This window comes from Bradyrhizobium genosp. L (assembly GCF_015624485.1).
In the GTDB taxonomy this organism is placed as follows: domain Bacteria; phylum Pseudomonadota; class Alphaproteobacteria; order Rhizobiales; family Xanthobacteraceae; genus Bradyrhizobium.
In genome coordinates this window covers 7,023,491-7,048,025 of the sequence record NZ_CP061378.1, presented here as the reverse complement: position 1 = coordinate 7,048,025, position 24,535 = coordinate 7,023,491, and the positions used below count along the sequence as shown (strand labels likewise).

27 protein-coding genes are annotated in these 24,535 nt (G+C 65.3%); 16 read left to right on the top strand and 11 right to left on the bottom strand.

The window, feature by feature from the left end:
* Positions 1-110: 110 nt before the first annotated feature.
* Positions 111-728: a glutathione transferase GstA gene (gstA, locus tag IC762_RS33535; protein WP_195786347.1), complete on the bottom strand. Its 618-nt coding sequence runs from the start codon at positions 726-728 to the stop codon at positions 111-113.
* A gap of 130 nt (positions 729-858) precedes the next feature.
* Here gstA and IC762_RS33530 point away from each other — a divergent pair, with 130 nt between their 5' ends.
* From IC762_RS33530 to IC762_RS33520, 3 genes are all read left to right on the top strand, one after another.
* Positions 859-1,383 carry a MarR family winged helix-turn-helix transcriptional regulator gene (locus IC762_RS33530; protein ID WP_195786346.1) on the top strand — a complete coding sequence of 175 codons (525 nt, stop codon included), beginning with the start codon at positions 859-861 and terminating at the stop codon, positions 1,381-1,383.
* 93 nt (positions 1,384-1,476) lie between these two features.
* On the top strand, positions 1,477-2,847 hold the full coding sequence (locus IC762_RS33525; protein WP_195786345.1) for a glutamate--cysteine ligase: 1,371 nt from the start codon (positions 1,477-1,479) through the stop codon (positions 2,845-2,847).
* Positions 2,848-3,144: 297 nt separating this feature from the next.
* The gene (locus IC762_RS33520) at positions 3,145-3,669 is read left to right on the top strand and encodes a PAN domain-containing protein (protein WP_433995930.1); all 525 of its coding nucleotides are present in this window, start codon (positions 3,145-3,147) and stop codon (positions 3,667-3,669) included.
* Positions 3,670-3,797: 128 nt separating this feature from the next.
* Here the strand turns inward: IC762_RS33520 and IC762_RS33515 are convergent, their stop codons facing one another.
* Positions 3,798-4,139 carry an MmcQ/YjbR family DNA-binding protein gene (locus IC762_RS33515; RefSeq protein WP_195786343.1) on the bottom strand — a complete coding sequence of 114 codons (342 nt, stop codon included), beginning with the start codon at positions 4,137-4,139 and terminating at the stop codon, positions 3,798-3,800.
* A 66-nt stretch (positions 4,140-4,205) separates the two neighbouring features.
* Here IC762_RS33515 and IC762_RS33510 point away from each other — a divergent pair, with 66 nt between their 5' ends.
* Positions 4,206-4,976, top strand: coding sequence for a DUF6683 family protein (locus IC762_RS33510; protein ID WP_195786342.1), 771 nt, complete (start codon positions 4,206-4,208; stop codon positions 4,974-4,976).
* Between the two features lie 20 nt (positions 4,977-4,996).
* Here IC762_RS33510 and lepB read toward each other — a convergent pair whose 3' ends face one another.
* Positions 4,997-5,773: a signal peptidase I gene (gene lepB, locus IC762_RS33505; protein ID WP_195786341.1), complete on the bottom strand. Its 777-nt coding sequence runs from the start codon at positions 5,771-5,773 to the stop codon at positions 4,997-4,999.
* The gene (gene tldD / locus IC762_RS33500) at positions 5,773-7,197 is read right to left on the bottom strand and encodes a metalloprotease TldD (protein WP_195786340.1); all 1,425 of its coding nucleotides are present in this window, start codon (positions 7,195-7,197) and stop codon (positions 5,773-5,775) included. The genes lepB and tldD overlap by 1 nt, the downstream gene beginning before the upstream one ends.
* A gap of 87 nt (positions 7,198-7,284) precedes the next feature.
* Here tldD and IC762_RS33495 point away from each other — a divergent pair, with 87 nt between their 5' ends.
* Positions 7,285-7,800: a GNAT family N-acetyltransferase gene (locus IC762_RS33495; RefSeq protein WP_195786339.1), complete on the top strand. Its 516-nt coding sequence runs from the start codon at positions 7,285-7,287 to the stop codon at positions 7,798-7,800.
* A gap of 45 nt (positions 7,801-7,845) precedes the next feature.
* On the top strand, positions 7,846-8,109 hold the full coding sequence (locus tag IC762_RS33490; protein ID WP_349629743.1) for a hypothetical protein: 264 nt from the start codon (positions 7,846-7,848) through the stop codon (positions 8,107-8,109).
* A gap of 27 nt (positions 8,110-8,136) precedes the next feature.
* Here the strand turns inward: IC762_RS33490 and IC762_RS33485 are convergent, their stop codons facing one another.
* Positions 8,137-8,682 carry an invasion associated locus B family protein gene (locus tag IC762_RS33485; RefSeq protein ID WP_195786338.1) on the bottom strand — a complete coding sequence of 182 codons (546 nt, stop codon included), beginning with the start codon at positions 8,680-8,682 and terminating at the stop codon, positions 8,137-8,139.
* Between the two features lie 494 nt (positions 8,683-9,176).
* Here IC762_RS33485 and coxB point away from each other — a divergent pair, with 494 nt between their 5' ends.
* The 8 genes from coxB to IC762_RS33445 all read left to right on the top strand — a co-directional run bounded on the left by coxB (position 9,177) and on the right by IC762_RS33445 (position 15,798).
* Positions 9,177-10,016, top strand: coding sequence for a cytochrome c oxidase subunit II (coxB, locus tag IC762_RS33480; protein WP_195786337.1), 840 nt, complete (start codon positions 9,177-9,179; stop codon positions 10,014-10,016).
* 97 nt (positions 10,017-10,113) lie between these two features.
* A complete protein-coding gene (ctaD, locus tag IC762_RS33475) occupies positions 10,114-11,733 on the top strand; it encodes a cytochrome c oxidase subunit I (protein ID WP_195786336.1) in 1,620 nt (539 codons plus the stop codon).
* 66 nt (positions 11,734-11,799) lie between these two features.
* Positions 11,800-12,738, top strand: coding sequence for a heme o synthase (locus tag IC762_RS33470; RefSeq protein WP_195786335.1), 939 nt, complete (start codon positions 11,800-11,802; stop codon positions 12,736-12,738).
* A gap of 29 nt (positions 12,739-12,767) precedes the next feature.
* On the top strand, positions 12,768-12,932 hold the full coding sequence (locus IC762_RS33465) for a CoxF protein (protein ID WP_195786334.1): 165 nt from the start codon (positions 12,768-12,770) through the stop codon (positions 12,930-12,932).
* A 5-nt stretch (positions 12,933-12,937) separates the two neighbouring features.
* Entirely contained in the window at positions 12,938-13,597 is a 660-nt protein-coding gene (locus IC762_RS33460; RefSeq protein WP_195786333.1) for a cytochrome c oxidase assembly protein, read from the top strand.
* Between the two features lie 94 nt (positions 13,598-13,691).
* Positions 13,692-14,588 (top strand): cytochrome c oxidase subunit 3, encoded by an 897-nt coding sequence (locus IC762_RS33455; protein WP_195786332.1) that lies wholly within the window; start codon positions 13,692-13,694, stop codon positions 14,586-14,588.
* 65 nt (positions 14,589-14,653) lie between these two features.
* Positions 14,654-15,040 (top strand): DUF983 domain-containing protein, encoded by a 387-nt coding sequence (locus IC762_RS33450; RefSeq protein WP_195786331.1) that lies wholly within the window; start codon positions 14,654-14,656, stop codon positions 15,038-15,040.
* Entirely contained in the window at positions 15,037-15,798 is a 762-nt protein-coding gene (locus IC762_RS33445) for an SURF1 family protein (protein ID WP_195786330.1), read from the top strand. Before IC762_RS33450 ends, IC762_RS33445 begins: the two co-directional genes overlap by 4 nt.
* A 61-nt stretch (positions 15,799-15,859) precedes the next feature.
* Here IC762_RS33445 and IC762_RS33440 read toward each other — a convergent pair whose 3' ends face one another.
* Both IC762_RS33440 and IC762_RS33435 read right to left on the bottom strand, forming a co-directional pair.
* The gene (locus IC762_RS33440; RefSeq protein ID WP_195786329.1) at positions 15,860-17,446 is read right to left on the bottom strand and encodes a DHA2 family efflux MFS transporter permease subunit; all 1,587 of its coding nucleotides are present in this window, start codon (positions 17,444-17,446) and stop codon (positions 15,860-15,862) included.
* Entirely contained in the window at positions 17,443-18,735 is a 1,293-nt protein-coding gene (locus tag IC762_RS33435; RefSeq protein WP_246801354.1) for an HlyD family secretion protein, read from the bottom strand. The genes IC762_RS33440 and IC762_RS33435 overlap by 4 nt, the downstream gene beginning before the upstream one ends.
* A 211-nt stretch (positions 18,736-18,946) precedes the next feature.
* Between IC762_RS33435 and IC762_RS33430 the strand changes: the two genes are divergently transcribed.
* Entirely contained in the window at positions 18,947-19,666 is a 720-nt protein-coding gene (locus IC762_RS33430) for a TetR/AcrR family transcriptional regulator (protein ID WP_195786328.1), read from the top strand.
* A gap of 3 nt (positions 19,667-19,669) precedes the next feature.
* Here IC762_RS33430 and IC762_RS33425 read toward each other — a convergent pair whose 3' ends face one another.
* Together IC762_RS33425 and IC762_RS33420 are read right to left on the bottom strand one after the other, a co-directional pair.
* A complete protein-coding gene (locus IC762_RS33425) occupies positions 19,670-20,386 on the bottom strand; it encodes a dihydrofolate reductase family protein (protein ID WP_195786327.1) in 717 nt (238 codons plus the stop codon).
* 372 nt (positions 20,387-20,758) lie between these two features.
* Positions 20,759-21,733, bottom strand: a complete 975-nt coding sequence (locus tag IC762_RS33420) for a magnesium transporter CorA family protein (protein ID WP_195786326.1) — start codon at positions 21,731-21,733, stop codon at positions 20,759-20,761.
* Between the two features lie 886 nt (positions 21,734-22,619).
* Here IC762_RS33420 and IC762_RS35645 point away from each other — a divergent pair.
* The gene (locus IC762_RS35645; RefSeq protein WP_283812819.1) at positions 22,620-22,748 is read left to right on the top strand and encodes a hypothetical protein; all 129 of its coding nucleotides are present in this window, start codon (positions 22,620-22,622) and stop codon (positions 22,746-22,748) included.
* A 44-nt stretch (positions 22,749-22,792) separates the two neighbouring features.
* Here the strand turns inward: IC762_RS35645 and IC762_RS33415 are convergent, their stop codons facing one another.
* Together IC762_RS33415 and IC762_RS33410 are read right to left on the bottom strand one after the other, a co-directional pair.
* Positions 22,793-23,548, bottom strand: a complete 756-nt coding sequence (locus tag IC762_RS33415; RefSeq protein WP_195786325.1) for a GntR family transcriptional regulator — start codon at positions 23,546-23,548, stop codon at positions 22,793-22,795.
* 6 nt (positions 23,549-23,554) lie between these two features.
* Positions 23,555-24,535: a Gfo/Idh/MocA family protein gene (locus IC762_RS33410; protein ID WP_195786324.1), complete on the bottom strand. Its 981-nt coding sequence runs from the start codon at positions 24,533-24,535 to the stop codon at positions 23,555-23,557.

Below are 24,535 nucleotides of genomic sequence, written 5' to 3'. Positions count from 1 at the left end.
GTCGCCCGCGGCTGACCCCCATCCCGACCTTCCCCTTTCAGGGGAAGGAAAACAAACCAAAAGGGCCGGATCGGCGATCCTGCCCTTTCGCTATTCGTAGCTGTGCAACTTCACGCCGCCTTGAGCAGGCCTTCCTTCTTCAGCGCCTCCTGCACCATCGGGCGCGCGGCGACGCGGGCCTTGTAGGCGGTGACATTGGGCAGGCCGGAGAGATCGAAGCCGAGCCGGTCGGTGGCCCACATGATCATGGTGAAGAGGTAGCCGTCGGCGACGGTGAACTGGTTGCCCATCAGGTAATCGTGACCGGCGAGCTGGCTCTCGACATATTTGAACTTGCCCATCGCGCGGTCCTTGAAGAAGGCCTTGGCGTCATCGGCGAGAACAGGCGAGAACATCGGGCCGAGATTCTTGTGCAGCTCGGTCGTGATGTAGTTCAGCCATTCGAGCAGCTTGTAGCGCTCGTTGGAATCGCGAGCCGGCGCCAGCTTCTTGTCCGACACCTTGTCGGCGATCATCTGGATGATGATCGGCCCCTCGGTGACCATTTCGCCGGAATCCAGGCCCAGCGCGGGCACCTGGCCCTTCGGGTTCACTTTGAGGAAATCGTCGCCGTTTTCGAGCTTCTTGGCCCGCAAATCGACCTTGACCAGGTCGTAGGGCAGGCCTGCCTCGAGCAGCGCGATGTGGGGGGAGAGGGAGCAGGCACCGGGGGAGTAGTAAAGCTTCATAGGGGTATTCCTTCCCTTGTTCTTGGCGTCCGGAGAGGGATTGCCTACATGCAGGCGCATGAAATAGTCAAGATTGATGCAGATGCATCGAGTGCGGTACACTCGGTGCCGGGACCTTATGGGCTAGAGCATGAAACGCAAGCTATCGAGCGAGGCGACCGCTGCCTGGATCCGCCTGATGCGGGTGCCGAGCCGCGTGCTCGACTGCGTCGAGCAGGATCTGAAGAAGGCCGGCTTTCCGCCGCTCGCCTGGTATGACGCACTGCTGGAGCTGTCGCGCGCCCCGTCCGGCGAGCTGCGCCCGGTCGAGCTCGAACGCCAGATGCTGATCCCGCAATATTCGACCTCGCGGCTGATCGACCGGCTGGTCGACGAGGGGCTCGCCGCGCGCCGCGAATGCAAGATCGACAAGCGCGGCCAGTTCGTCGAGATCACCGAAGCCGGCCGCGAGCTGCAGAAGAAGATGTGGAGCGCCTATTCGGCCGCGATCGACAAGCATGTCGGCTCCAAACTGTCGGATGCCGAGGCGACCAGGCTCTGCGGCCTGCTCGACCGGCTCGGCTGCTCCTGCGACGACGTCAAAGCCGACGGCAAGACCGAAGCGAAGACCGAAGGCAAGGCGGCGCCGGCGCGAGACGGCGCGACCGTCCGATGATCCCTTTGATCCCATCATCCGCGGCCGTCCGGGCTTGCGGATTTCCCTGCCACCGCGCGCCTTCGATCGAAGCGCCCTTGAGTTGGATTTCGTATGGCGCGTGACCAGATCGATATGACGCCGCTGCAATCGCGCGACGAACTCGTGGCGTGGATCGAAGCCGGCGTGAAACCCGAATCCGAATTCCGGATCGGCACCGAGCACGAGAAGACGCCGTTCACGCTCGAGGGTCACCACCCGGTGCCGTATGAGGGCGCCAAGGGCATCGGCGCGCTGCTCGAGGGCATGAAGCTCCTGCTCGGCTGGGAGCCGATCATGGAGCGCGGCAACATCATCGGCCTCTACGACGTCACCGGCGGCGGCGCGATCTCGCTGGAGCCGGGCGGCCAGTTCGAACTGTCGGGCGCGCCGGTCGAGACCGTGCACCAGACCCAAAGCGAGCTGATGGCGCATCTGGCGCAGGTGCGCGAGGTCGCAACCCCGCTCGGCATCGGCTTCCTCGGCCTCGGCATGACGCCGTCCTGGTCGCGCGCGCAGATTCCGGTGATGCCGAAAGGCCGCTACAAGATCATGCGCAACTACATGCCGAAGGTCGGCCAATACGGCCTCGACATGATGTTCCGCACCTGCACGGTGCAGACCAATCTCGACTTCTCCTCGGAAGCCGACATGGTGAAGAAGCTGCGGGTCTCGCTTGCGTTGCAGCCGGTCGCGACCGCGCTGTTCGCCAACTCGCCGTTCACCGAGGGCAAGCCGAACGGCTTCCTCTCGTTCCGCTCCGAGATCTGGCGCGACACCGACAATGCGCGTTCGGGCATGCTGCCGTTCGCGTTCGAGGACGGCATGTCCTACGAGCGCTATGTCGACTACGCGCTCGACGTTCCGATGTATTTCGTCAAGCGCGGCGACGAATATATCGACGTTGCAGGCTCCTCGTTCCGCGCCTTCTTCGCCGGCAAGAACGACGTCATGCCCGGCCAGCGCCCGACGCTGTCGGACTGGGCCAATCATCTCTCGACGATCTTCCCCGAGGTGCGGCTAAAGCGTTACCTCGAGATGCGCGGCGCCGACGGCGTGCCGTGGGGGCGGCTGCCGGCGCTGCCGGCGTTCTGGGTCGGGCTGCTCTATGACAATGACAGCCTCGAAGCGGCCTGGGACATCGTCCGGCACTGGACCGCGCCGGAGCGGCAGGCGCTGCGCGACGACGTGCCGCGCTTCGGCTTCAAGTCGCGGATCAAGAACCGCTATCTGTTCGAGATCGCCAAGGAGTGCCTGATCCTGTCGCATGCCGGCCTGCGGCGCCGCGGCCGCATCGATCATCTCGGCCGCGACGAAAGCCGCTTCCTCGAACCGCTCGAGCGCATCATCGAGACCGGCCGTTCGCCGGCGGAGGAGATGCTCGAGAAGTTCAACGGCCCCTGGAACGGCTCGGTGGAACCGGCCTATCAGGAGTACGCGTTTTAGCTTGCGAGGCTGCGGCGCGTTGGCCTCATCGACCGCTGTCATCGCCCGCCTGTGCGCAATTGCGCACATGGACCGGGCGACCCAGTACGCCGCGGCCCCGCGGTTCTATCACTGACGTCTCTGGAATACTGGATCACCCGCATGCGCATGCGCGGGTGATGAACATCGACCTGGCTGGTTCCACGCCGTTCATCCGCCGTACAGGTTCATGGCGTTCAAATGACGGCCCGCGGATGGCGCGGACTGCGCGGATTTGAAAGCAATCTCATGGGGATATGCCGCCTGTTGTGGGCGTGTGTGGTGACGTTCGCGGTGTTGGCCGCCGCCGTCGTCGCACGTCCGGCATTGGCCCAGACCAATTTCGACCGTCCCGGCGGAGACTATCTGAACGCGCCGGTGACGTCGGGCGATCCGGCCGATTGCGCGCTGACCTGCGAGCGCGACCGCCGCTGCCGCGCCTGGAGCTTCAACTATCCGACCGACAGCAACAATGGTGCGGTGTGCTGGCTCAAGAACACCGTGCCGGCGCGGGTGCAGGACGTCTGCTGCGTCTCCGGCGTGCGCGGCGCCGGCGTGGTCGAGCCGCGCAACGGCGCGATCGAAACCTCGATCGACCGCCTCGGCGGCGACTACAAGAACTTCGAACTGAAGGCCAGCGACGGCGACGAGGCCTGCCAGGCCGCCTGCACCGCCGACAACAAATGCCGCGCCTGGACCTATGCAAGGCCCGGCTATGCCGGCCGCGACGCGCACTGCTTCCTGAAAAAGGAGATCAAGCCGCCGCGCCGCAAAGCAGGATACACCTCGGGCGTGGTGCGCTGAATCCGTAGCCCGGATCTCGCTTCGCTCCATCCGGGTTACGAGTGCCGCAGAGTGGGCAAAGCGCAGCGTGCCCACCTCTCTTGCGCTGCTCGTGAAGGTGGGCACGGCGCTGCGCGCCTTTGCCCACCCTACGCATTCGCGTCGTAATCCTTCACCGCCTTCTTCGAGGCCAGCGTGCGCCTGTGCCGCCGCAGCAGCGGCTCGACGTCTCCGCGCTTCGCCTTCGACAGGCGGATCAGCACGATCGGGTAATCGCGGTAGTGGTCGGTGAAGTAGAACAGCTTCGGCTGGCGCGCGACCAGCATCTCCCGCTCATCGCCCGGCACGCCGGGCATCACCAGGCTGTCGCCGTCTTCCTTCAGCCGCACCAGCATCTTCTTGCGCACCTTCAACGCCGGCGTGCCGTAGGATGAGCCATTCTCGACCTCGGCCCAGGCAAGCGCGATCCGTCTGATGTCGTCGAAGGTCATGTGCGCTCCGTGCGGACGGCGCGTCACCCCGTCGGGTGATGCGAGGGCGTGGTCAGCCCGATAATCATGGCCTCCGGTTTCGTCATCGTTCAAGACGGGAATCAGACCATGCGGCGGGCTGCGATTGCATTTTGTGCCACCGTCCTGTTCGGCGTTTCAGTCCGCGCGGAGGAGGTCAAGAAATCTCCGTCGGACTATGCGCTAGTGAAGGCGCTGCCCATTGCCGTTCACCCGCAAGACGCTTGCGACGGGACTTGTGCGCAGGCGGCCGCCGGGGAGCGGGACAAGCTCGGCCCGTCGCCGCCGTGGCCGCTCTACCGCACCTCGCCCACGGAAACCAAGGCCCTGCACGACCGGCTGGTCCAGCGGGACCGGAAGAAGACGACGCGCGATACAGTTTTGACCCGCGAGGAGGCTATCGACGCCTGGAAGCTGTCCTTCCCGAACGGAAACTACAACCCGAACGATCTTGCCGATGTCTTTGCCAAGCTCTGGATCTTTTCCTGGATCTGCGGAGGCATCGATCCGAACGCCGTCACGGAAAAAGCGAGTGCCGGCGTGCGCGCCCAGGCGCGTGAGATACTGGCCGCCGACCCGGCGTTCTCGGCGCTTTCAGAGGCGCAACGGCAAGTCGCTGCGGAATCGATGATCCGCGCCCAGGCGACCGCCTATGTCATGATGATGATCGTGGCCAAGAAGAAGAACGGCAAACAAGACCTTCCCGCCGTGTCGGGCGCCATGAACGGCGTCAGAACTGCGTTCGAGACGCAGTACGGATTGGACCTGCGCAAGCTGGCGCTGACCCAGGAACGGGGGTTCGCGCAGCTGCTGCGGTAATCCGGGCTGCGCGACCTGCGTCACTGCACGGACGTAAAGAACCGCGCGAGACGGAAGCCGGAGAGCCAGGTCCAGACCGGCTGGCTGCGCATGCCGAGGTCCCAGGAGCCGACCACCGCATCGGCACGGCCGATCAGATTGTCGATCGGCAGCAGCCCGACGCCGCCGTCGCGCACCGGCACGCGGCTGTCGGCGGAATTGTCGCGGTTGTCGCCGAGCACGAACAGCTTGCCTTCCGGCACCGTGACTTCGGTGGTGTTGTCGAGCCGGCCGTTGTCGCGGATCTTGAAGATCAGATGGCTGACGCCGTTCGGCAGCGTCTCGATGTAGCGGTTGGCATCCTCACCGCCGCCGCGGTCGTCTTCGGCGAAGCCGGTGCCGTCGGGCTTCAGCTGAGCCGGATGATCGTTGATGAAGAGCTGGCCCTGCCGCATCTGGATGCGGTCGCCGGGGAGACCTACCACGCGCTTGACCCAGGCCTGCGAGCGGTCGCCCGGCCAGCGGAACACGACGACATCGCCGCGCTTCGGCGTCTCGCCGAACACGCGGCCGGTCTCCGGCAGCGTGATCTGGATCGGCAGCGAGGCCGCGCCGTAGCCATACGGATATTTCGAGGCCACCAGCGCGTCGCCGATCAATAGCGTCGGTTCCATCGAACCCGACGGCACATAGAACGGCTCGGCGATCGCGCCCTTGGCCAGGAACACGACGGCCACGATCGCGACCAGTTGTGCGGCCTGCCCGCGCCAGGTCGACGGTTTCGATTTCGCCGCCGCCACCTCGTCTCCGCTGCTCACTAGCCTGTTCCTCCGACCGTAATCCGTTCCATCCGAAGCGTCGGCTGCCCGACGCCGACCGGCACGCCCTGGCCGTTCTTGCCGCAGGTGCCTATACCACTGTCGAGCGCAAGATCGTTGCCGATCATGGTGATCCTGTGGAGATCGGTCGGCCCGTTGCCGATCAGCATGGCGCCCTTCAGCGGCGCGCCGAGCTTGCCGTTCTCGATCTTATAGGCCTCGGTGCACTGGAACACGTATTTGCCCGAGGTGATGTCGACCTGGCCGCCGCCGAAATTGGCGGCATACATGCCGTTCTTCACCGAAGCGATGATCTCGGCCGGGTCGCGGTCGCCGGACAGCATGTAGGTGTTGGTCATCCGCGGCATCGGCACATGGGCGTGGCTCTGCCGCCGGCCGTTGCCGGTCGGCTTCATGCCCATCAGCCGTGCGTTCTGGCGGTCCTGCATGTAGCCGACCAGAATGCCGTCCTCGATCAGCACGGTGCGGTTGGTCGGCGTGCCCTCGTCGTCGATGGACAGCGAACCACGGCGGGAGGCGATGGTGCCGTCGTCCACGACAGTGACGCCCTTGGCCGCGACCTGCTTGCCCATCAGGCCCGCGAAAGCCGAGGTCTGCTTGCGGTTGAAATCGCCCTCGAGCCCGTGACCGACCGCCTCGTGCAGCATTACGCCAGGCCAGCCGGCGCCCAGCACCACGTCCATCTCGCCGGCGGGGGCGGGGACCGATTCCAGATTGACCAATGCCTCGCGCAGCGCGCCGTCGGCGGCATCGCGCCAGGCCTTGGTCTCGATGAAACGCGCATAGCCTTCGCGGCCGCCATAGCCCTTGCTGCCGCTCTCCTGGCGGTCGCCCTGGCCGGCGACGACGGAGATATTGACCCGCACCAGCGGACGGATGTCGCGATAGCTCTCGCCGTCGGGCCTGAGGATCTCGACCACCTGCCAGGTCGCGGTCAGGCTCGCCGAGACCTGCCGCACCCGCGGATCCTTGTCGCGGACATAGGCGTCGATCTCGCCGAGCAGCTTGACCTTGGCCTCGAAGGCGGGACCGTCGAGCGGATTCTCGTCGCCATAGAGTTTTGCATTGGTATGCGCCGGCGCCGCGGCAAACGTCCCGGCATAGCCGCCGCGCACCGCCGCCACCGCATCCGCCGCGCGGATCAGCGCGGGAATCGAGACATCGGAGGAATGCGCATAACCGACTGCATCATCCTTCACGGCGCGCAGGCCGAAACCCTGCGAGGTGTCGTAGGTCGCCTGCTTCAGCCGACCGTTGTCGAACACCAGCGCTTCGGTCTGCCCGTACTCCAGGAACAATTCGCCGTCGTCGGCCCCGGCAAGCCCGCGCACCACCTCGCGGCGGACGGCATCGCGGTCGAGATTGGCGCGGTCGAGCAGGGAAGTCGTGGCGAGGTCGGTCATCAGGGGTGTCCGTTGTCGGGATAATCGATCCAAGATAGTGGTTTAGCGCGCGTTCCGCGAGGGGCTAAGCAACACGTTGGCGAGACCATGGATAAGGTCGAAATAGTTCCGATCCGAGATGAACATTCCGCAACCTTCCACCGAACCCTCGATGCTGTCGCGCGGGAGCGGCGTTATCTCTCGTTTCTGGAGGCCCCGCCGGCTGAAGTCACGTTGGCCTTCATTCGAGACACCATCGCGCAAGGCTTTCCGCAATTCGTCGCGCTGGCGGACGGCGAGGTGGTCGGCTGGTGCGACGTCAGACGCAAGGCGAGGCCAATCCACGCCCATGTCGGCATTCTCGGGATGGGCCTGCTGCCTCCTTATCGCGGCCAGGGGCTCGGATTGAGGCTGATCCGGGAGGCCCTCACGGCGGCAAGGCAGTTCGGATTTCACCGCGTCGAACTGACGGTGCGGGCCGAGAACGCCAATGCGATCGCGCTGTACCGGAAAGTCGGCTTTGAGATCGAAGGCCGGTTGCGCGACGATGGTTGCGTCGATGGCGTGTACTGCGACCTGTTGGTAATGGGCATCCTGCTGTCGTCGCCCGGTCGTTCGAGTTGAGAAGGGGCCACGACCTGCGGGCGCGTGTGACGCAGGACATCGCGGTTGGTCGCTACACTCTTTCCGCGCAATGTAGCAGACGTGACCCGATTACTTGACGAAGCCGTGGCGACTGTCGCCCGTCTAGCCAACGAGCGGCAAGACGAACTCGCACGCGTGCTGTTGCAACTCATCGGGCATGAGCAGCCGCCCTACATCCTTTCACCCGAAGAAGAAGCCGAGCTTGACGCCTCCATTGCCGAAGCGTCGCGCGGCGAATTTGCAACCGATGAGGAAGTTGAGGCCGTATGGTCGAGGTTCGACCTTTAAGATCACCGGACGGCGCGTGCTGATTCCCTACGGCAGCTTGTCATACCCCTCCGCCAGCCCATTCAGGCTCAGCGGGAACCCGATACCCTCTTCCGGCGTCTCGAAGATGATGAACGTTGCGGTCTTGGCGTTCTTCAGCTGCCCGAGCAGCTTGTCGTCCATCACGACTTCGGCGACGCAGCCATTGGGCAGGCAGCGGACGAAACCGGCGCGGCCGACGTCCTGGTTGTCGAGTTTCAGGCCGAGGCCGGAGGGCAGCAGCACGCCGAGCGGGGCGACCACGCGCATCAGGCGGCTCTTCTGGTCGGCGGTTTTCAGCACGATCACGGTCAGGCCGGCGTTGGAGCGGTCTTCCGCCACCACGCTCTGGATCAGCGCGCATTGCTCGCTCTGCGCGCCCGGCGGCGTGTCGCAGCGGATCTGCCAGTCGCCATGGACCGAGCGGACCGCACCTTGCGCGTGCGCCGCCTGGCTCGACCCAAGGCAACAAGCTACCGCCAGCAGGCCGGCAACGACGGCTGCCTGCAACTTTCGCCTTGGCTGAAGCCTTGCCTGACTATTCGAAGCGCCCATCCGGGTCGGTCCTTTAGAGATGATGTTCGGTCGGATCCGGCCTCCGCTCGGCCGCCGGCAGCACGCAAGCAGTCGACTGATACCCAATGACGGCGCCTTGAAGGCGATCTTCAAGCCGTTCCCGCGCCGGATTGGGGCACCGGCCTGCCGAATCAGGTTCCTGCAGGGCGCCCAGCCTGTGGGACCATCGGGCAATCCCCCTGTCAAGCTGGTGGACAATTTGTCCGGCGACTTTCGCTTGATTCTGCGGGAAAATTTGCGGACGGCAGATTGGTTGCCCGCGCATGGCTTTCGGCCCCACTACTGCATTGCGAGCGCCTGCGAATTATGGTTTGAGAGGCTGGATTTCGACGCGTTCTAGCGATCTGGCTCCCGTACCCACCTTGACTCGACGACGGGTACGTCCGGTAGGCCATTTGTCAGGGCGGATCGTGCTGCATTTCCGGCCAAATGCCGGAGGTGCTTTGGGGAATAATCGAGGGAGCGCGAGCGGCATGAACATGTCGATTGGCCGGATTGGCCGACAATTGCTGGGGTTGGCGGTGGCGGGCGTGGCGTTTGTCGCCGCTGGACCGGCCTCTGCCGAATTGGGGCAGCCGGCGCCGTGGGAGCACACGCTGCAGGAAGGCGCGACCCCGGTGATGGAAAACATCATCTGGTTTCACAACTTCCTGCTGGTGCTGATCACCGTCATCACGCTGTTCGTGCTGGCGCTGCTCGTCATCGTGGCGGTGAAGTTCAACGCCAGGGCCAACCCGGTCCCGTCGCGGACCACCCATAATACCCTGATCGAGGTGGCCTGGACGCTGATCCCGGTCCTGATCCTGGTCGGCATCGCGGTGCCGTCGTTCCGCCTGCTGTTCCTCGAGCTCGACGTGCCGAAGCCGGATCTCACGGTGAAGGTCACCGGCAAGCAGTGGTACTGGTCCTACGCCTACCCGGATAACGGCAAGTTCGAGTTCGACTCGCTGCTCGACAAGGACAAGAAGCCCCGCCTGCTCGGCGTCGACAATGAAATGGTGGTCCCGGTCAACAAGGTGGTGCGGATCCAGACCACCGGCGCGGACGTGATCCACTCCTTCGCGGTGCCGGCGTTCGGCGTCAAGATCGACTCGATCCCCGGCCGCCTCAACGAGAGCTGGTTCAAGGCCACCAAGACCGGCGTGTTCTACGGCCAGTGCTCCGAACTGTGCGGCAAGGACCATGCCTTCATGCCGATCGTGGTCCGGGTCGTCAGCGACCAGGACTTCGCGACCTGGGTTGACGGCGCGAAGAAGAAGTTTGCGGCCAACCCGGCCAATACCTTTGCGTCGGCGGGCGAGGCGGCGCAGTAAGCTCGGGAGCTGACTGCGTGACTGGAAGAAATTAAGGGCGACGGGACCGCAGGGCCCGAGAGGGACTGCAAGGGGACTACAAGGCAGGATTTTGAACATGGCTACTGGCGCTGCGACACACGACGATCATGCCCATGATGATCACGCCCATCATCATCCGACCGGATGGCGGCGTTATCTGTACTCCACCAACCACAAGGACATCGGTACGATGTACCTGGTCTTTGCGGTGATCGCGGGCATCATCGGGGCCGCGATGTCGATCGCGATCCGCGCCGAGCTGATGTATCCGGGCGTCCAGATCTTCCACGAGACGCACACCTATAACGTGTTCGTGACCTCGCATGGCCTGATCATGATCTTCTTCATGGTGATGCCGGCGATGATCGGTGGGTTCGGCAACTGGATGGTGCCGCTGATGATCGGCGCGCCCGACATGGCGTTCCCGCGCATGAACAACATCTCGTTCTGGCTGCTGCCGGCCTCCTTCGCGCTGCTCCTGACCTCCACCTTCGTCGAGGGTGAGCCCGGCGCCAACGGCGTCGGCGCGGGCTGGACCATGTATGCGCCGCTGTCGACCTCGGGCCATCCGGGACCGGCGGTCGATTTCGCGATCCTGTCGCTGCATCTCGCCGGCGCGTCGTCGATCCTTGGCGCCATCAACTTCATCACCACGATCTTCAACATGCGCGCGCCGGGCATGACCCTGCACAAGATGCCGCTGTTCGTGTGGTCGATCCTGGTCACGGTGTTCTTGCTGCTGCTGTCGCTGCCGGTGCTTGCCGGTGCGATCACCATGCTGCTGACCGACCGTAATTTCGGCACCACCTTCTTTGCCGCCGACGGCGGCGGCGATCCGGTGCTGTTCCAGCATCTGTTCTGGTTCTTCGGCCACCCCGAAGTGTACATCCTGATCCTGCCGGCCTTCGGCATGGTCAGCCAGATCGTTTCGACCTTCTCGAAGAAGCCGGTGTTCGGCTATCTCGGCATGGCCTACGCCATGGTCGCGATCGGCGGCATCGGCTTCGTGGTGTGGGCGCACCACATGTACACCGTCGGCATGTCGTCGGCGACGCAGGCCTATTTCGTCGCGGCCACGATGGTGATCGCGGTGCCGACCGGCGTGAAGATCTTCTCCTGGATCGCCACGATGTGGGGCGGCTCGATCGAGTTCAAGGCGCCGATGCTGTGGGCGATCGGCTTCATCTTCCTGTTCACGGTCGGCGGCGTCACCGGCGTCGTGCTGGCCAATGCCGGCGTCGACCGCGTGCTGCAGGACACCTATTACGTCGTCGCGCACTTCCACTACGTGCTGTCGCTCGGCGCCGTGTTCGGCATCTTCGCCGGCTGGTACTACTGGTTCCCGAAGATGTTCGGCTACATGTATTCGGAGACCATCGCGAAGCTGCACTTCTGGTTCACCTTCGTCGGCGTCAACCTGGTGTTCTTCCCGCAGCATTTCCTCGGCCTGTCGGGCATGCCGCGCCGCTATGTCGACTATCCGGACGCCTTCGCCGGCTGGAACCTGATCTCGTCCTACGGCTCCTACATCTCCGGCATCGGCGTGCTGATTTTCATCTGGGGCGTGATCGATGCCTTCGTCCGCAAGGAGCAGGCCGCGAACAATCCGTGGGGTGTGGGTGCGACCACGCTGGAGTGGACGTTGCCGTCGCCGCCGCCGTTCCACCAGTTCGAAGTGCTGCCGCGCATCCAGTAAGTTCGAGACGGTGCGGCGCACCCCCGGGGTGCGCCGTGCTCTATTTAAGAGAAGTGAGACCTGATCTTGTCGGTTGTCGATCACAACGCCATCGAGTTGCCCCGGATCTCCGAGGCCGAAGTGGGCGATTACATCGCGCTGCTGAAGCCGCGCGTGATGTCGCTGGTGATCTTCACCGCCCTGGTCGGGCTGATGATCGCGCCGGTCCACGTGCATCCGGTGCTGGCCTTCACCTCGATCCTCTGCATCGCGGTCGGCGCCGGCGCGTCCGGCGCGCTCAACATGGCTTATGAGGGCGACGTCGACGCGCTGATGACGCGCACCGCCAACCGGCCGATTCCGCGCGGCCGCATCACGCCGTCGGAAGCCGCCGCGTTCGGCATCACGCTGGCCTTCTTCTCGGTGGTGACGCTCGGCATCCTCGTCAACTGGGTGGCGGGCGCGCTGCTCGCCTTCACCATCTTCTTCTATGCCGTGGTCTACACGATGTGGCTGAAGCGCTGGACCGCGCAGAACATCGTGATCGGCGGCGCCGCCGGCGCCTTGCCGCCGGTGGTGGCCTGGGCCGCGGCGACCGGCTCGCTGTCGACCGAGCCGATCCTGCTGTTCCTGATCATCTTCTTCTGGACCCCGCCGCATTTCTGGGCGCTGGCGCTGTTCCGCAGCGACGACTATGCCCGCGCCGGGATCCCGATGCTGCCTGTGGTCGCCGGTCCCGATGCGACCCGGCTGCAGATCCTGCTCTATACCATCGTGCTGGTCGCGATCGCGCTTGCGCCGTGGCCGCTCGGCTATTTCGATGCGATCTATGGCGTCACATCGCTGGTGCTGGGCGGCGGCATGCTGTGGCTCGCCATCGAGGTCTATCGCCGCCGCGAGGGCACGGACGCCAACCGTGCCACCCGCCGGCTGTTCGCCTTCTCGATCCTTTATCTGTTTGCGCTGTTCGCGGTCCTCCTCGCCGAGGTCGTGGTCCGCGCCATCGTGCCTGTCATCACCGGGTAGGGGCCAAGATGGGGGCGCATGGGATAGCAATGGACGACAAGCAGGAACCAGACGGAATCGTCCTCACCGAGGCGCAGCTCAAGAGCCGCCGCCAGCGCTCGATCGCGACGGCGCTGGCGCTCGGCGTGCTCGTCCTGCTGTTCTTTGCGGTCACCCTGGTGAAGGGGCCGGCCGTGCTGGTGCGACCGCTGTGAGCGAGATGGACAACCAGCCCACCACCCAAGCCAATCAAGGCGAAGGCGCGCCGGCTGCGCGCCGACGTTCTGAAGTGACGCGCCGCACGCTGTCGCGCGACGCCGTGGTGGCTTCGATCTGCGGTTTCGTGGTGGTGCTGATGGTCGGCGCATCCTATGCGGCCGTGCCGTTCTACAACTGGTTCTGCCGGACCACCGGCTTCAACGGCACCACCCAGGTGGCGACCGCGGCACCGGTAGGCGCGCCGCTCGAGCGCACCATCACCGTGAGCTTCGATTCCAACGTGGCGCCGGGCCTGCCCTGGAAGTTCGAGCCCGAGCAGAACAATATCGACGTCAAGATCGGCCAGGTTGTCACCATCTACTACACCGTGACCAACCAGTCGGCGCGCACCACCACCGGGCAGGCGGCCTACAATGTCGCGCCGCTGACGGTCGGGGCCTATTTCCAGAAGATCAACTGCTTCTGCTTCACCGAGCAGACCATGGCGCCGGGTGAGAAGCGCGAGATGGCCGTGGTGTTCTATGTCGATCCGGCGCTGGCCAAGGACAGCGAGAACGACACGCTGAAGAACATCACTTTGTCCTACACCTTCTTCCCCGTGCGCGATCCCGTGCCGAAGCCGGTCGCAGCCGGCGAGCAGGAGCAGCGCAAGGGCGGTTAGTGATGTACGCGCATCGGCCCGGGGCGGTCATGCGCGAGAGATGGAACGATGAGATATAAGACGTGCCTTGCGGCACGCGAATGGAGAGACGGCAATGGCTGAGGCGCAAGTCAAGCATCACGACTATCATCTCGTCGACCCGAGCCCATGGCCGGTGGTCGGTTCGATCTCGGCCTTCATCATGGCGGTCGGCGCGATCGGCTGGATGCATCACATGTATTCGGCGGCTCCGATCGTGTTCGGCGTCGGCACCATCGGCGTGCTCTACACCATGGCGAGCTGGTGGGGCGACGTGATCAAGGAAGCCCAGTACAAGGGCGACCACACCCGCGTGGTGCAGATCAGCCACCGTTACGGCATGATCCTGTTCATCGCCTCCGAGGTGATGTTCTTCGTGGCCTGGTTCTGGGCCTTCTTCAACTCGGCGCTGTTTCCGGCCGACGCCGTGCACGCCACCCGCGACGCAGTGTTCGGCTGCGGCGCCGGCACCGCGATGGGCGCCTGCAGCGTCCCCGGCACCTGGCCGCCCCACGGCATCGAGACCTTCGACCCCTGGCATCTGCCGCTGCTCAACACCCTGCTGCTGCTGACGTCAGGCACCACCGTGACCTGGGCGCACCACGCGCTGCTCGAGGGCGACCGCCAGGGCCTCAAGCAGGGCTTGATCCTGACCGTGATCCTCGGCGCCTGCTTCACCTGCGTGCAGGCCTTCGAGTACTCGCATGCCGAATTCTCTTTCGCCGGCAACGTCTACGGCGCGACCTTCTTCATGGCGACCGGGTTCCACGGTTTCCACGTTCTGGTCGGCACCATCTTCCTGCTGGTCTGCCTGTTCCGCGCCTATGCCGGCCACTTCACGCAGACGCAGCACCTCGGCTTCGAGTTCGCCGCCTGGTACTGGCACTTCGTCGACGTGGTCTGGCTGTTCCTGTTCGTCTGCATCTATGTCTGGGGCCACGGCGCCGAGACCCTGGCCCACGGCGCGCACTGACGGCCGCTTTCACGTGCTAAGATGGGCGGCCAGCCAGGCCGCCCTTTCTTTTTTGAAGAGACCAGATGACCGACACACCGCCCACCGTGACCGAGAGCGCGCTGCGCGGCATCGCCTGCCGCTGCCCGCGCTGCGGCAAGGGTAAGCTCTATTCCGGCTTCCTGACGCTGGCGCCGCGCTGCCAGGCCTGCGATCTCGACTATGCCTTCATCGACGCCGGCGATGGCCCTGCGGTCTTCATCATCATGCTGGCCGGCGCGATCGTGGTCGCGTCCGCGCTGATCGTCGAGGTGAAGTACCAGCCGCCGTTCTGGGTGCACGCGGCGCTGTGGCTGCCGCTGATCATCGTCACCACGATATTTCCACTTCGCTCAATGAAGTCGCTCTTGATCGCGCTCCAGTTCCACCACAAGGCGGCCGAAGGCCAATTGACCCGGCGCGACCCGACATGAATTCTACGGACACGCGCCGGTCGAGCGCCGCCGGCTTCGGCATCTTCACGCTGATCCTGATCGCGGTCTTTGTCGGCCTCGGCGCCTGGCAATTGCAGCGCCGCGTCGAGAAGCACGCGCTGATCGCAGCCCTCGACTCCAAGCTCGCCGCCGCGCCCGAGGCGCTGCCGCAGCCGTCGGCGTGGCCGACGCTGACCTCGGCGCGCGACGAATTCCGCCGCGTCACCTTCACCGCGACCTACGCCAAGCTGCCCGATGCGATGGTCTACAGCTCCGGCTCCGCGGTGCGTGACGACATCTCGGGCCCCGGCACCTGGGCGTTCCTGCCGGCAAAGCTCGCCAGCGGCGAGACCGTCGTGATCAACACCGGCTTCGTGCAGAACACGATGCAAGACCGCGCCTCCGAGGACCGTGTCACCGGACGTCTCGTCACCGGCACGCCGGTCGAGCTGTCAGGTTATATCCGCTTCCCCGAGCAGCCGGGCCGGCTGACGCCGAAGGAAGACACCGTGAAGCGGCTGTGGTTCGTCCGCGATCATCGCGCGATGGCGCAAGCGCTCGGCTGGGGTGAGGTCGCCCCGTTCTACATCGACCTCGCCGCGCCGGTGCCGGAGAGCGGCACGCCGAAGCCGGGTCCGCTCACGGTGCATCTGCGCGACGACCACATGCAATACGCCATCACCTGGTTCTCGCTGGCTGCCTGCGTCGTGATCGCCTTCGGCCTGTGGTGGCGCGGCCAGCGGCGCAGGGAGGGCTGACCGGTCAAGACAAAGCGCGCCGCCCGGGAATGACGACGCGCTTTCAAATCGTGTGCCCCGCTCAATGCCCCATCTGCACCTTTCCGCCGAGCTTGACGTTGCGCAAGGTCAACGCCAGCGGGATTGCCGACAGCGCGATCAGCATCAAGACCCAGAACGCATCCATGTAGGACAGGAACGACACCTGGGTCTGCAACTGCTGGCCGATCCACGCGATCGCCTGGCTCTGCGCCTGCGCCAGCGAGCTGCCCTGGGCGACGAAGAAGTCGGTGACCTGGTGCAGCGTGTCCTGATATTGCGGGCTCGACGGCGTCAGCTGCTCGACCAGCCGGCTCTGGTGGAACTGCTGGCGATGCGTCAGCACGTTGGAGACCAGTGACACGCCGATCGAGCCGCCCGTGTTGCGCGCCGCGTTGATCAGCGCCGAGGCCTGGTCGGTCTTGGTGGGCGGAATGCCGTCATAGGAGGCGGTCATGATCGGGATGAAGATCAAGGGCAGGCCGACGCCGATCAGCATGCGCGAGCGCGCCATGTACCAGAAGCCGAGATCGCCATAGACGCTGGTCATGCTGTACATCGAGAGCGCAATCACCAGTGCGCCGGCGATGATCAGGTATTTCGGCTGCACCTTGGCGGCGAGCCGGCCGACCGCGATCATCATCACCATCGTCACGACGCCGCCGGGCGACAGCACGAGGCCGGCCCAGGTCGCGGTGTAGCCGAAATCCTGCTGCACCAGCTGCGGCAGGAACTGGGTGGTCGCGAGCAGGATCGCGCCGGTCGCCAGCATCACCAGGAAGCAGGCGCCGAACTGCCGGGTTGCGACCATGCGCAGGTCGATCATCGGATTGCGGCGCGTCATCTCCCACGGGATCATCAGCACGAACGCCAAACCGCAGATCACTGCAAAGGTGACGATGAAGGGCGAGGCGAACCAGTCGTCCTCCAGGCCGCGGTCGAGCATCACTTCGAGCGCGCCGAGGAAGGTCGCGACCAAGAGGAAGCCGACGAGGTCGAAGCCCGCCCGCTGTTGCTCCGCCTCTTCCTTCTTCGCGGGGAGCACGGCGGAGATCGCCGCGAGCGCGAAGGCGCCGACCGGCGCGTTGATCAGGAAGCACCAGTGCCAGGAGAGATTGTCCGACAGCCAACCGCCGAGCGTCGGTCCGACCACCGGCGCGACCACGACGGCGATGCCGAATACCGCGAACGCCTGCCCGCGCTTGGCCGGCGGGAACGCGTCGGCGAGGATCGACTGCGCCACCGGCACCATGCCGCCGCCGCCGAGGCCCTGCAGGATGCGAAACAGCAGCAGCGCGTTCAGGTTCGGCGCGAAGCCGCACAGGATCGAAGACACGGTGAAGATGCCGAGGCAGATCAGGAAGAAGGTCTTGCGCCCGAGCATCTTGGCGAGAAAGCTCGAGGCGGTGAGGATGATGGCGTTGGAGACGAGATAGGTCGTGACCACCCAGGAGGCCTCGTCCTCGCTGACGCCCATGCCACCCGCGATGTAAGGCAGCGCGACGTTGGCGATGGTGGTGTCGAGCACCTCCATGAAGCTCGCGAGCGCGACCACGATGGCGATCAGCCAGGGATTGGCCGCCGCGCGCGGCACGTCGAAGCTTTTGGCGTCGATCGCGGCGGCACTCATAGCATCCTCCCGAGCCGCTCGATCAGCGACGGGGTCGCGTCGATCCGCACGGTCGGCACCACCGACATGCCCGGCCCGAGCGCGACATCGGTCGGCGCATTGTCCAGCACGATCTTGACCGGCACGCGCTGCACGATCTTGACGTAATTGCCGGTGGCGTTCTGCGCCGGCAGCAGCGAGAACGCCGTGCCGGAGCCCGGCTGCACGCTCTCGACATGGCCCTGGATCGCGCGGCCCGGATAGGCGTCGATCTTCAGCGTCACCTTCTCGCCCGGCCGCATCTTGTCGAGCTGGATCTCCTTGAAGTTCGCGGTGACCCAGATCTGGTCGGGCACGAACATCGTGAGGTTGGTGCCGGCCTGCGCGAGCTGGCCGACCGCGGCCGAGAGGCTGACGACGCGGCCCGGCTGCGCCGCGGTCACCGTGGTGTAGGACAGATTGAGTTTGGCCTGGTCGCGCTGCGCCTCGGCCTGGGCGAGGTTGGCCTCGGCGCTCTTCTTCTGCGCGTCGAGCGACGAGACCTGCCGCTGCGCCAGGTTCAGCGTCGCCTTCGCGCTCGAGAGCGCCGACTGCTGCTGATGCAGTTGCGAGGTGTACTGCTGGGAGTTCTGCACCGAGCCGTAGCCGGTCTGCTCGAGATGCTGGTAGCGCTCGGCCTGCTGCTGCGCGAACACCAGCGAGGCCTGCGCCTGGTCGACCTGGGCCTGGTTGGCGGCGATCTGCGCCTGCTGCACCTCGAGCTGGGCACCGACATTCCTGATGCTGGCCTCTGCGGCCTCGACCTGGGCCTCGGCCTGCGCGAGCGCGACGCGATAGTCGCGCTCGTCGAGCTTGGCGATCACGTCGCCGGCCGCGACATGCTGGTTGTCGGTGACCGGAACGGCGGTGATGTAGCCGGAGACCTTCGGCGCCAGCGCGGACTGCCGCGCCGCGATGAAGGCGTCGTCGGTGGATTCGAAATGGCCGGTATAGTCCATGTAGAGATAGCCGCCGCCGAGCGTGGCGGCGAGCAGCACCGCGCCGATCGCTGAAACGACCGGGCGACGGCGCAGCAGGCTGCGGCGATCCGCGTCGGGACCCTTGGCCGGAGCCTCCGGCTGCGCCGGTTGCGGTGCGGGCGCGGCGGGTGCCTTGTCGGCGGGCTTCTGTTGCGGGGCCCGCGCGTCCTCCAGCTTCGCGGGGTCCTTCGGGAACTTGATGATGGGCTGTTCGGAGGTCGGCGCGGGCGGCGGGCTTTCAGCACCCTCGAGTCTCAGTTCATCGCGCTCCAGAACATTGTCGTCGAACATGATCGCTACTCCCAGGCTGTCGGCGAGATCGCACACAGGCCTCGCTTAAAGGGAACGGTACCGTTCCGTTCTGTGCGACAAATAGTCCTGCTGCACCGCAGCGTCAATAGAAACGGAACTGTACCGTTCTATTTACAACTAGATGTGAAGAGACTAGATTGGGCGGGATCAGCCGGCCCTGCCGGCAGCTCGAGACCCGGGTGTCACCGCCATGAACGCCAGCGATGTGAAGGACAGGCCGATGCCGCGCATGAGGCGCGCCGCGGTGCGCGCCGGCCGCCCGCCGAAGGAACTCGCGGGGGAGGTGGATGCTCGCATCCTGGATGCGGCACGTCACGTCTTCCTGGAGCGCGGCTTCGAAGGTGCCAGCATCGACGAGATCGCCGAGCAGGCGCGCTCCGGCAAGCGCACGATCTATGCGCGCTTCCAGGACAAGCGGGCGCTGTTCATCGACGTGGTGACGCGGGACATCCTGTCGCGCATCGCCGCCTACAAGGCCGAGGCGCCGATGCCGACCGGTGGCACGATCGAGGAGCGGCTCACCTGCGTGGCGAGCACGCTGCTGCATTGGGGCCTGGACAGCGACAAGGTCAGGCTGATGCGGCTCGCGATCGCGGAAGTGCATCGCTTCCCCGAACTCGCGGCTACCGTCAACCGCAGGGCGCGCGCGCTCAGCACCGAACTCGGTGCTGACCTCTTGCGCGAGCTGACCAGTTCCGACGAACTCGGATCACTGCCGGCCTTCGCACCCGAGCGCCTGCCGACCACGGCGCGGCTGTTCCTCGATATCGTCGCCATTCCGATCCTGTTCCGCGCGATGTTCGAGCTCGATCTCGGGACGATCGAGCCCGAGATCGACGCGCATGTGGCGCGCGGCGTCAGGTTCTTCGTCGCGGCCTGCCGGAATGATGGGGTTGCGGCACCGGCCTAAGCTTTAGCCCGGCGCGCGCTCCACCTTATGACGCAGCCAGACCATGCCACCTTCCAGCGTCTCGCAGTGGGTGAGCCGCAGTGCCTGGCCGGCGCCGGGGCGATCGCCCTCAGGGCCGTGATAGTCGACGATGCATTGTGAACCGGCGACGCCGTCGACCGCCGGCTGGATCAGCGTCGAGAACTCGTCGATCAGCCTGTGCTTGAGGAAGGCGCCGTTGATCCCGCCACCGCCCTCGAGCAGCAGCGTCTTCGCGCCGAACAGCGCGGCGAGCTGCTCCATCGCGTGCGGAAGGTCATCGCCTTTGGCGCCGGCAAAGACGTAGGACGCGCCATCCTCGCGCAGCTCGGCGAGATGGGCGTCGGAGACCCGCTCGCCCAGCACAGCCACCGCGTGATCGCCGCCGACATTGTCCTTGCCGAAATGCACGCGGCCCGACGGATCGATCCCGATCGCAAGCTTGCGGCCGTTGCGATTGCCGAGATGCGCCGCGCGCGGCAGCTTCGGCGCATTGGCGACGGGACGTGCCGTCCCCTTCGCCATCTCGTTCATGGTGACGCGGCCGATGATCCAACCATCGGCGCCGAAATTGTCGTGGATCCGCTCATAATGCGACCGCAACACCTCGCGCGAGATGCCCTCGGCCGCGGCCGTGAAGCGGCTCGGATGCAGGCGGCCGTCGATCGACGTGCCCATGTGGCAGATGATGTGAGGGCGCATGGCACTGCTCTTGTTTGGAGGTGGTGAGGATGCGAGCCGCCGGAGCGGCAAGATCGGAGAACTCTTCATTTAGGTCGTTGCGTCGGAACGCTCAACGTCCATTGAGGAGCACGGTTCAAGCAAGGTGAGCACGCTCGTCAGGCTCCCTCCCCCCTTGCGGGGGAGGGGCGGGGAGAGGGGTAAGCCCCGGGCGGGATCATCGATGAGAAAACCGCATGAGCAATCTCGCGCGCGCGAACACAAATTGGGAGACCACCCGCGTGATACCCCTCTCCCTAGCCCTCCCCCGCAAGGGGGGAGGGAACCCGTCCGCTGGTGGCCCCATCACGTAATTGCCTTTGAAGGGGGCTAAACAGCGTACTCAGCACTCCCTCAATCGAACCATCCCCGCCGCTTGAACCACAACAGTGGCAGCGCGCCGCTGGCGATGATCGCGGCCCAGGCCATCGGATAGCCGAGCGTCCAGCTCAGCTCCGGCATCGCCTTGAAGTTCATGCCCCAGACCCCGACCAGGATGGTCGGCGGCACGCCGACGACCGACACGATGGTCAGGATCTTGAACAGGTCGTTCTGCTGGATGTTGATGAAGCCGAGCACGGCGTCGAGCAGCAGCTGGATCTTGTCCGACAGCCGGGTCTCGTAGTCGCCCAGCGAGATGACGTCCTTGGAGACGGATTCGAGCCGCCGCTTCGACGCCGCCGTGATCCATTCATTGCCGACGTCGCCGGCGAACGTGGCGAGCCGGCCGACGCCGAGCAGCACGTCGCGCGCCTTGGCGTGGCGATCGGCCAATTCGCCGATGCTCTCCAGCGCCTCGCGCAAACGCCGGCTGGAGCGGACCGGACGCCGGCTGCGCACCAGGCCGCCCTTGAAGACGGCCCGCGAGAGCTTGTCGGTCTTGGCACCGAGGTGCTCCAGCACGTCGGCGCCGCGATCGACCATGGCTTCGAGCAGGGCTGTGAACACGCACATGCCGTTTTCCAGGTTCTTGTCGGTGGCGATCCGCTTCATGACGTCGTCGACGTTCTTCAATTCCGCAAACCGCACCGTGACCAGCACCCGCGGGCCGATCACGAAGCCGATATTGGTAATCTCGGCCTCGTTGTTCTCGTCGAGCCGCACCGCCGGCGAGGTCAGATAGAGCCGGTCATGGTCCTTGACCAGGCGGCTCGATGCCTCGATCTCGCCAAGCGATTCCTCGGACGGCACGCGAATGTCGAGTGCGCGCTCGACGAACTGCTTTTCATCCGCGGAGGGATTGAGGAGATCGATCCAGATGATCCCGGACGGCAATTTTTCTCCGATGGTCTGCCAATCATCGGTCGCCGACCTGTACAGCTTCAGCACCTGGCGAGCTCCATGCGTGGGGTCCTTTCGGCCGACGACAATAGCGATGTTGGCAAGGCTGTTCCATGCGCCGGCCGAGGCTCGTCCGGTGCAAAGCTGAGGGTTGCCTTGCTCCGGCCTATCCTCGTCATTCCGGGGCATGCCGACGGGTCGCGCGAATGCGCGCCCGATGACAGGCTCGCGCCAAGAGGCGTGCGTGATTGCCCGACGGGCAACTCAGCAAAACCGGTCAACCGATCGTGGTGAAATACTTCGCTTTATCAGAATATGAGCTTGGTCTATGGTGCACTCGTCTCACCCGATCGAGGGTGCGTGCCACCCGCATACGCGGGTGATGACATCGTGTCGTAGGCGCGTGCCGGCGGCGCGAGCTATTCGGCCGCCTTTGGCACCGTCGACCCGATATCGAGGCCAAGCATGCGTGCCCGATCGTGGCGCTCCTCCGTCAGCAGCCTCAGTTCCCGTTCCAGCGAGCGCGCGACCTCCTCCTGCGATTCCTGGGAGCGGAGGCGCTGGGCGCCGCTGGCTTTTTTTGGGGAGGTCACTGGGGAGCCTTTGTCATCGTATTGTCACAGCGAGTCTTGGCACGGTTCGATTCAGCCCGACAATCAAAAAGAATTCAGGGAGAAATCTTTGGAAATTCTCAGCCATGGCTGACTCGAAAATGAGCAGAAGATTCTCCAATGGGCACGTCGCGCAGGTCAAACGCTTTGCATTTGCCGAAAATGCCGCCGGCGTCACCCATCCGGATTAGATCGAAGTGTGGAGACATCATTCCTGGATTCCGATGAAAACGTCCTGAAACGGACACGCTCTATACTTACGTACGTTCGTGACCGGGCCGACCGTGTGGAACGCCCGAGTGTCCTCTGGGGTGACGTCGCCGATGAAGCAGCCGAATGCCATGCCGTATATGTGGGCTGCCGCCTTGATCGCGGTTGCGATCTGGGGCGCGGTCGGATCACCGCAGATGGCCCATACCTCAGCCAGGCAGCATTACGCCGGTACCCGCTAGCCCGGCCTGTCCAACCGCGGCGGCGGCGCTCGGCTGCGATCGCTTCACAGCTTCGGCCGCGGCGAGCGCTGCATGTCCATCGTGTAGGTGTAGCGCCCTTCGGGGTGCGTGGTGATGGTGACCTCGAGCAGCTCCTCGCGCTGCGTGTAGTAGCGGCGCACCACGGTGAGCGCCGGCGAACCGGTCTTGACGCCGAGCGCCTTCGCGATCGCCGCCGGCATGCCGCGCACGAAGATTTCCATCTGGGCATGTTCGGTGATCTGGCCGTAGGTCCTGGCGATCTGCTCATGCACCGGGGTGCGGCCGTGGTCGCTACGCTTCACCACGTCGGCGAATTTGCGCAGCACATAGATCTCAGTCCAGCCGAGCGGGTCGGTGAACTGGTCGGCACGGCGCACCGCCTCGATCAGGAACCAGCTCCGGCCCGGCTCGCATTTCAAAAGCGCGGCGAGCTTGCGGTCGGCGACGATGTCGCCGCTGTTGACCACCTCGCGGTAGGTCTCGTTGGAATAGCGCAGCCATTCGCCGAGCGATTTGACGCTGTGGGTGAACAGCACCGGCGGCTCGGAGGCAATCACCACCGAGCCGAGGCCGGCGCGGCGCACGATCAGGCCCTGCTCGATCAGGATGCGCAGCGCCTCGCGCACGGTCTGGCGGCTCGCCTTGAAGCTCGCCATCAGCTCGGTCTCGGTCGGCAGCAGATTGCCGACCGCATAGGTGCCGAGCCGGATGTCCTTCGTGAGCCCGGTGGCGATATCGCGGTAGCGGGTCGATCTCGCCTTGCCGGATTTGTCAGACATGAGACCTTACTGGCATGCCAAATGGCAGTTGACGGGATGGCCTGCCTGCATCGACTGCAGCGCGGCTTCGAACGCAGAAAGCGTCGCCAGCACGTCGGCTTCGGGCACCGGGAACGGCTGCTTGCCTTCGACCGCGTCGGCAAAGGCTGACAGTTCCGCAGCGAGCGTGTCGCGCGCCGGATAGCGCATGGTTGCGGGCGCCGCGCCGGACGTTCGCTTGACCATCGTCACCTCGTCGAGCACCTCGGCCGATCCCTTCGTTCCGAACACATGGACTCGCCAATAGAACGGTGTCGCGCGGATCGTCGCAAGGGTGCCGCTCACGCCATTCACAAATTCAATCGCCAAAGTTGCAGTGTCGAGCGGCGGCGGACCTGGCTCGCGTGCATTCAATCGGGCATAGACCTGCCGCGCCGGGCCGAGCAGGCTGACAAAGCCGTCGAGCACATGCAGCCCGGCGCCGGTCAGCCCGCCGCCCGGCGATTCCTCCGGCGACAGCCGCCAGCCTTGCGTAATGCCTTGCGAGTTCTCGTTGCTGTTGTGGCCCTCGACATGCAGGATCGTGCCGAGCTCGCCGCCGGCGACGATCGCGCGCAGCGCCCGCATCGACGGCCAGAACCGGCGGTTATGCCCGACCGCGAGCACCACGCCCGCCTTGCGGCAGGCCGAAAACATCTCCGCCGCATCGTCGCGCCTGAGCGCGAGCGGTTTCTCGCAAAACACCTGCTTGCCGGCCGCGGCAGCCGCGATCACCTGGGCCTTGTGCAGCGAATGCGGGGTGGCCAGCAGCACGGCGTCGATGGTGGGGTCGGCGAGCACGGTGTCCAGACTGGCAACGGGCTTGAGGCCATGCGCCGCGCAGAAGCTCGCGGCGCCGACGGTGTCGGGTTCCACCGCGCTGACGATCTTGAGTCGCGGCTCGTTGCCGGCAGCCTCGACCAACGCGCGGCCCCATCGGCCGAGCCCCGCGATTGCACAATTGATCAT

Excerpts from the sequence above, each read along its gene's own strand:
- IC762_RS33525 (WP_195786345.1), top strand. The coding sequence starts at position 1,477 with ATGGCGCGTGACCAGATCGATATGACGCCGCTGCAATCGCGCGACGAA.
- IC762_RS33445 (WP_195786330.1), top strand. The coding sequence starts at position 15,037 with ATGAATTCTACGGACACGCGCCGGTCGAGCGCCGCCGGCTTCGGCATC.
- IC762_RS33460 (WP_195786333.1), top strand. The coding sequence starts at position 12,938 with ATGGACAACCAGCCCACCACCCAAGCCAATCAAGGCGAAGGCGCGCCG.
- IC762_RS33450 (WP_195786331.1), top strand. The coding sequence starts at position 14,654 with ATGACCGACACACCGCCCACCGTGACCGAGAGCGCGCTGCGCGGCATC.
- IC762_RS33485 (WP_195786338.1), bottom strand. The coding sequence starts at position 8,682 with ATGGGCGCTTCGAATAGTCAGGCAAGGCTTCAGCCAAGGCGAAAGTTG.
- coxB (WP_195786337.1), top strand. The coding sequence starts at position 9,177 with ATGAACATGTCGATTGGCCGGATTGGCCGACAATTGCTGGGGTTGGCG.
- gstA (WP_195786347.1), bottom strand. The coding sequence starts at position 728 with ATGAAGCTTTACTACTCCCCCGGTGCCTGCTCCCTCTCCCCCCACATC.
- IC762_RS33515 (WP_195786343.1), bottom strand. The coding sequence starts at position 4,139 with ATGACCTTCGACGACATCAGACGGATCGCGCTTGCCTGGGCCGAGGTC.
- IC762_RS33530 (WP_195786346.1), top strand. The coding sequence starts at position 859 with ATGAAACGCAAGCTATCGAGCGAGGCGACCGCTGCCTGGATCCGCCTG.
- IC762_RS33415 (WP_195786325.1), bottom strand. The coding sequence starts at position 23,548 with ATGTCTGACAAATCCGGCAAGGCGAGATCGACCCGCTACCGCGATATC.
- IC762_RS33455 (WP_195786332.1), top strand. The coding sequence starts at position 13,692 with ATGGCTGAGGCGCAAGTCAAGCATCACGACTATCATCTCGTCGACCCG.
- IC762_RS33495 (WP_195786339.1), top strand. The coding sequence starts at position 7,285 with ATGGATAAGGTCGAAATAGTTCCGATCCGAGATGAACATTCCGCAACC.
- ctaD (WP_195786336.1), top strand. The coding sequence starts at position 10,114 with ATGGCTACTGGCGCTGCGACACACGACGATCATGCCCATGATGATCAC.
- IC762_RS35645 (WP_283812819.1), top strand. The coding sequence starts at position 22,620 with ATGAAGCAGCCGAATGCCATGCCGTATATGTGGGCTGCCGCCTTGATC.
- IC762_RS33430 (WP_195786328.1), top strand. The coding sequence starts at position 18,947 with ATGAACGCCAGCGATGTGAAGGACAGGCCGATGCCGCGCATGAGGCGC.
- IC762_RS33465 (WP_195786334.1), top strand. The coding sequence starts at position 12,768 with ATGGACGACAAGCAGGAACCAGACGGAATCGTCCTCACCGAGGCGCAG.
- IC762_RS33435 (WP_246801354.1), bottom strand. The coding sequence starts at position 18,735 with ATGTTCGACGACAATGTTCTGGAGCGCGATGAACTGAGACTCGAGGGT.
- IC762_RS33510 (WP_195786342.1), top strand. The coding sequence starts at position 4,206 with ATGGCCTCCGGTTTCGTCATCGTTCAAGACGGGAATCAGACCATGCGG.
- tldD (WP_195786340.1), bottom strand. The coding sequence starts at position 7,197 with ATGACCGACCTCGCCACGACTTCCCTGCTCGACCGCGCCAATCTCGAC.
- IC762_RS33425 (WP_195786327.1), bottom strand. The coding sequence starts at position 20,386 with ATGCGCCCTCACATCATCTGCCACATGGGCACGTCGATCGACGGCCGC.
- IC762_RS33440 (WP_195786329.1), bottom strand. The coding sequence starts at position 17,446 with ATGAGTGCCGCCGCGATCGACGCCAAAAGCTTCGACGTGCCGCGCGCG.
- IC762_RS33410 (WP_195786324.1), bottom strand. The coding sequence starts at position 24,535 with ATGATCAATTGTGCAATCGCGGGGCTCGGCCGATGGGGCCGCGCGTTG.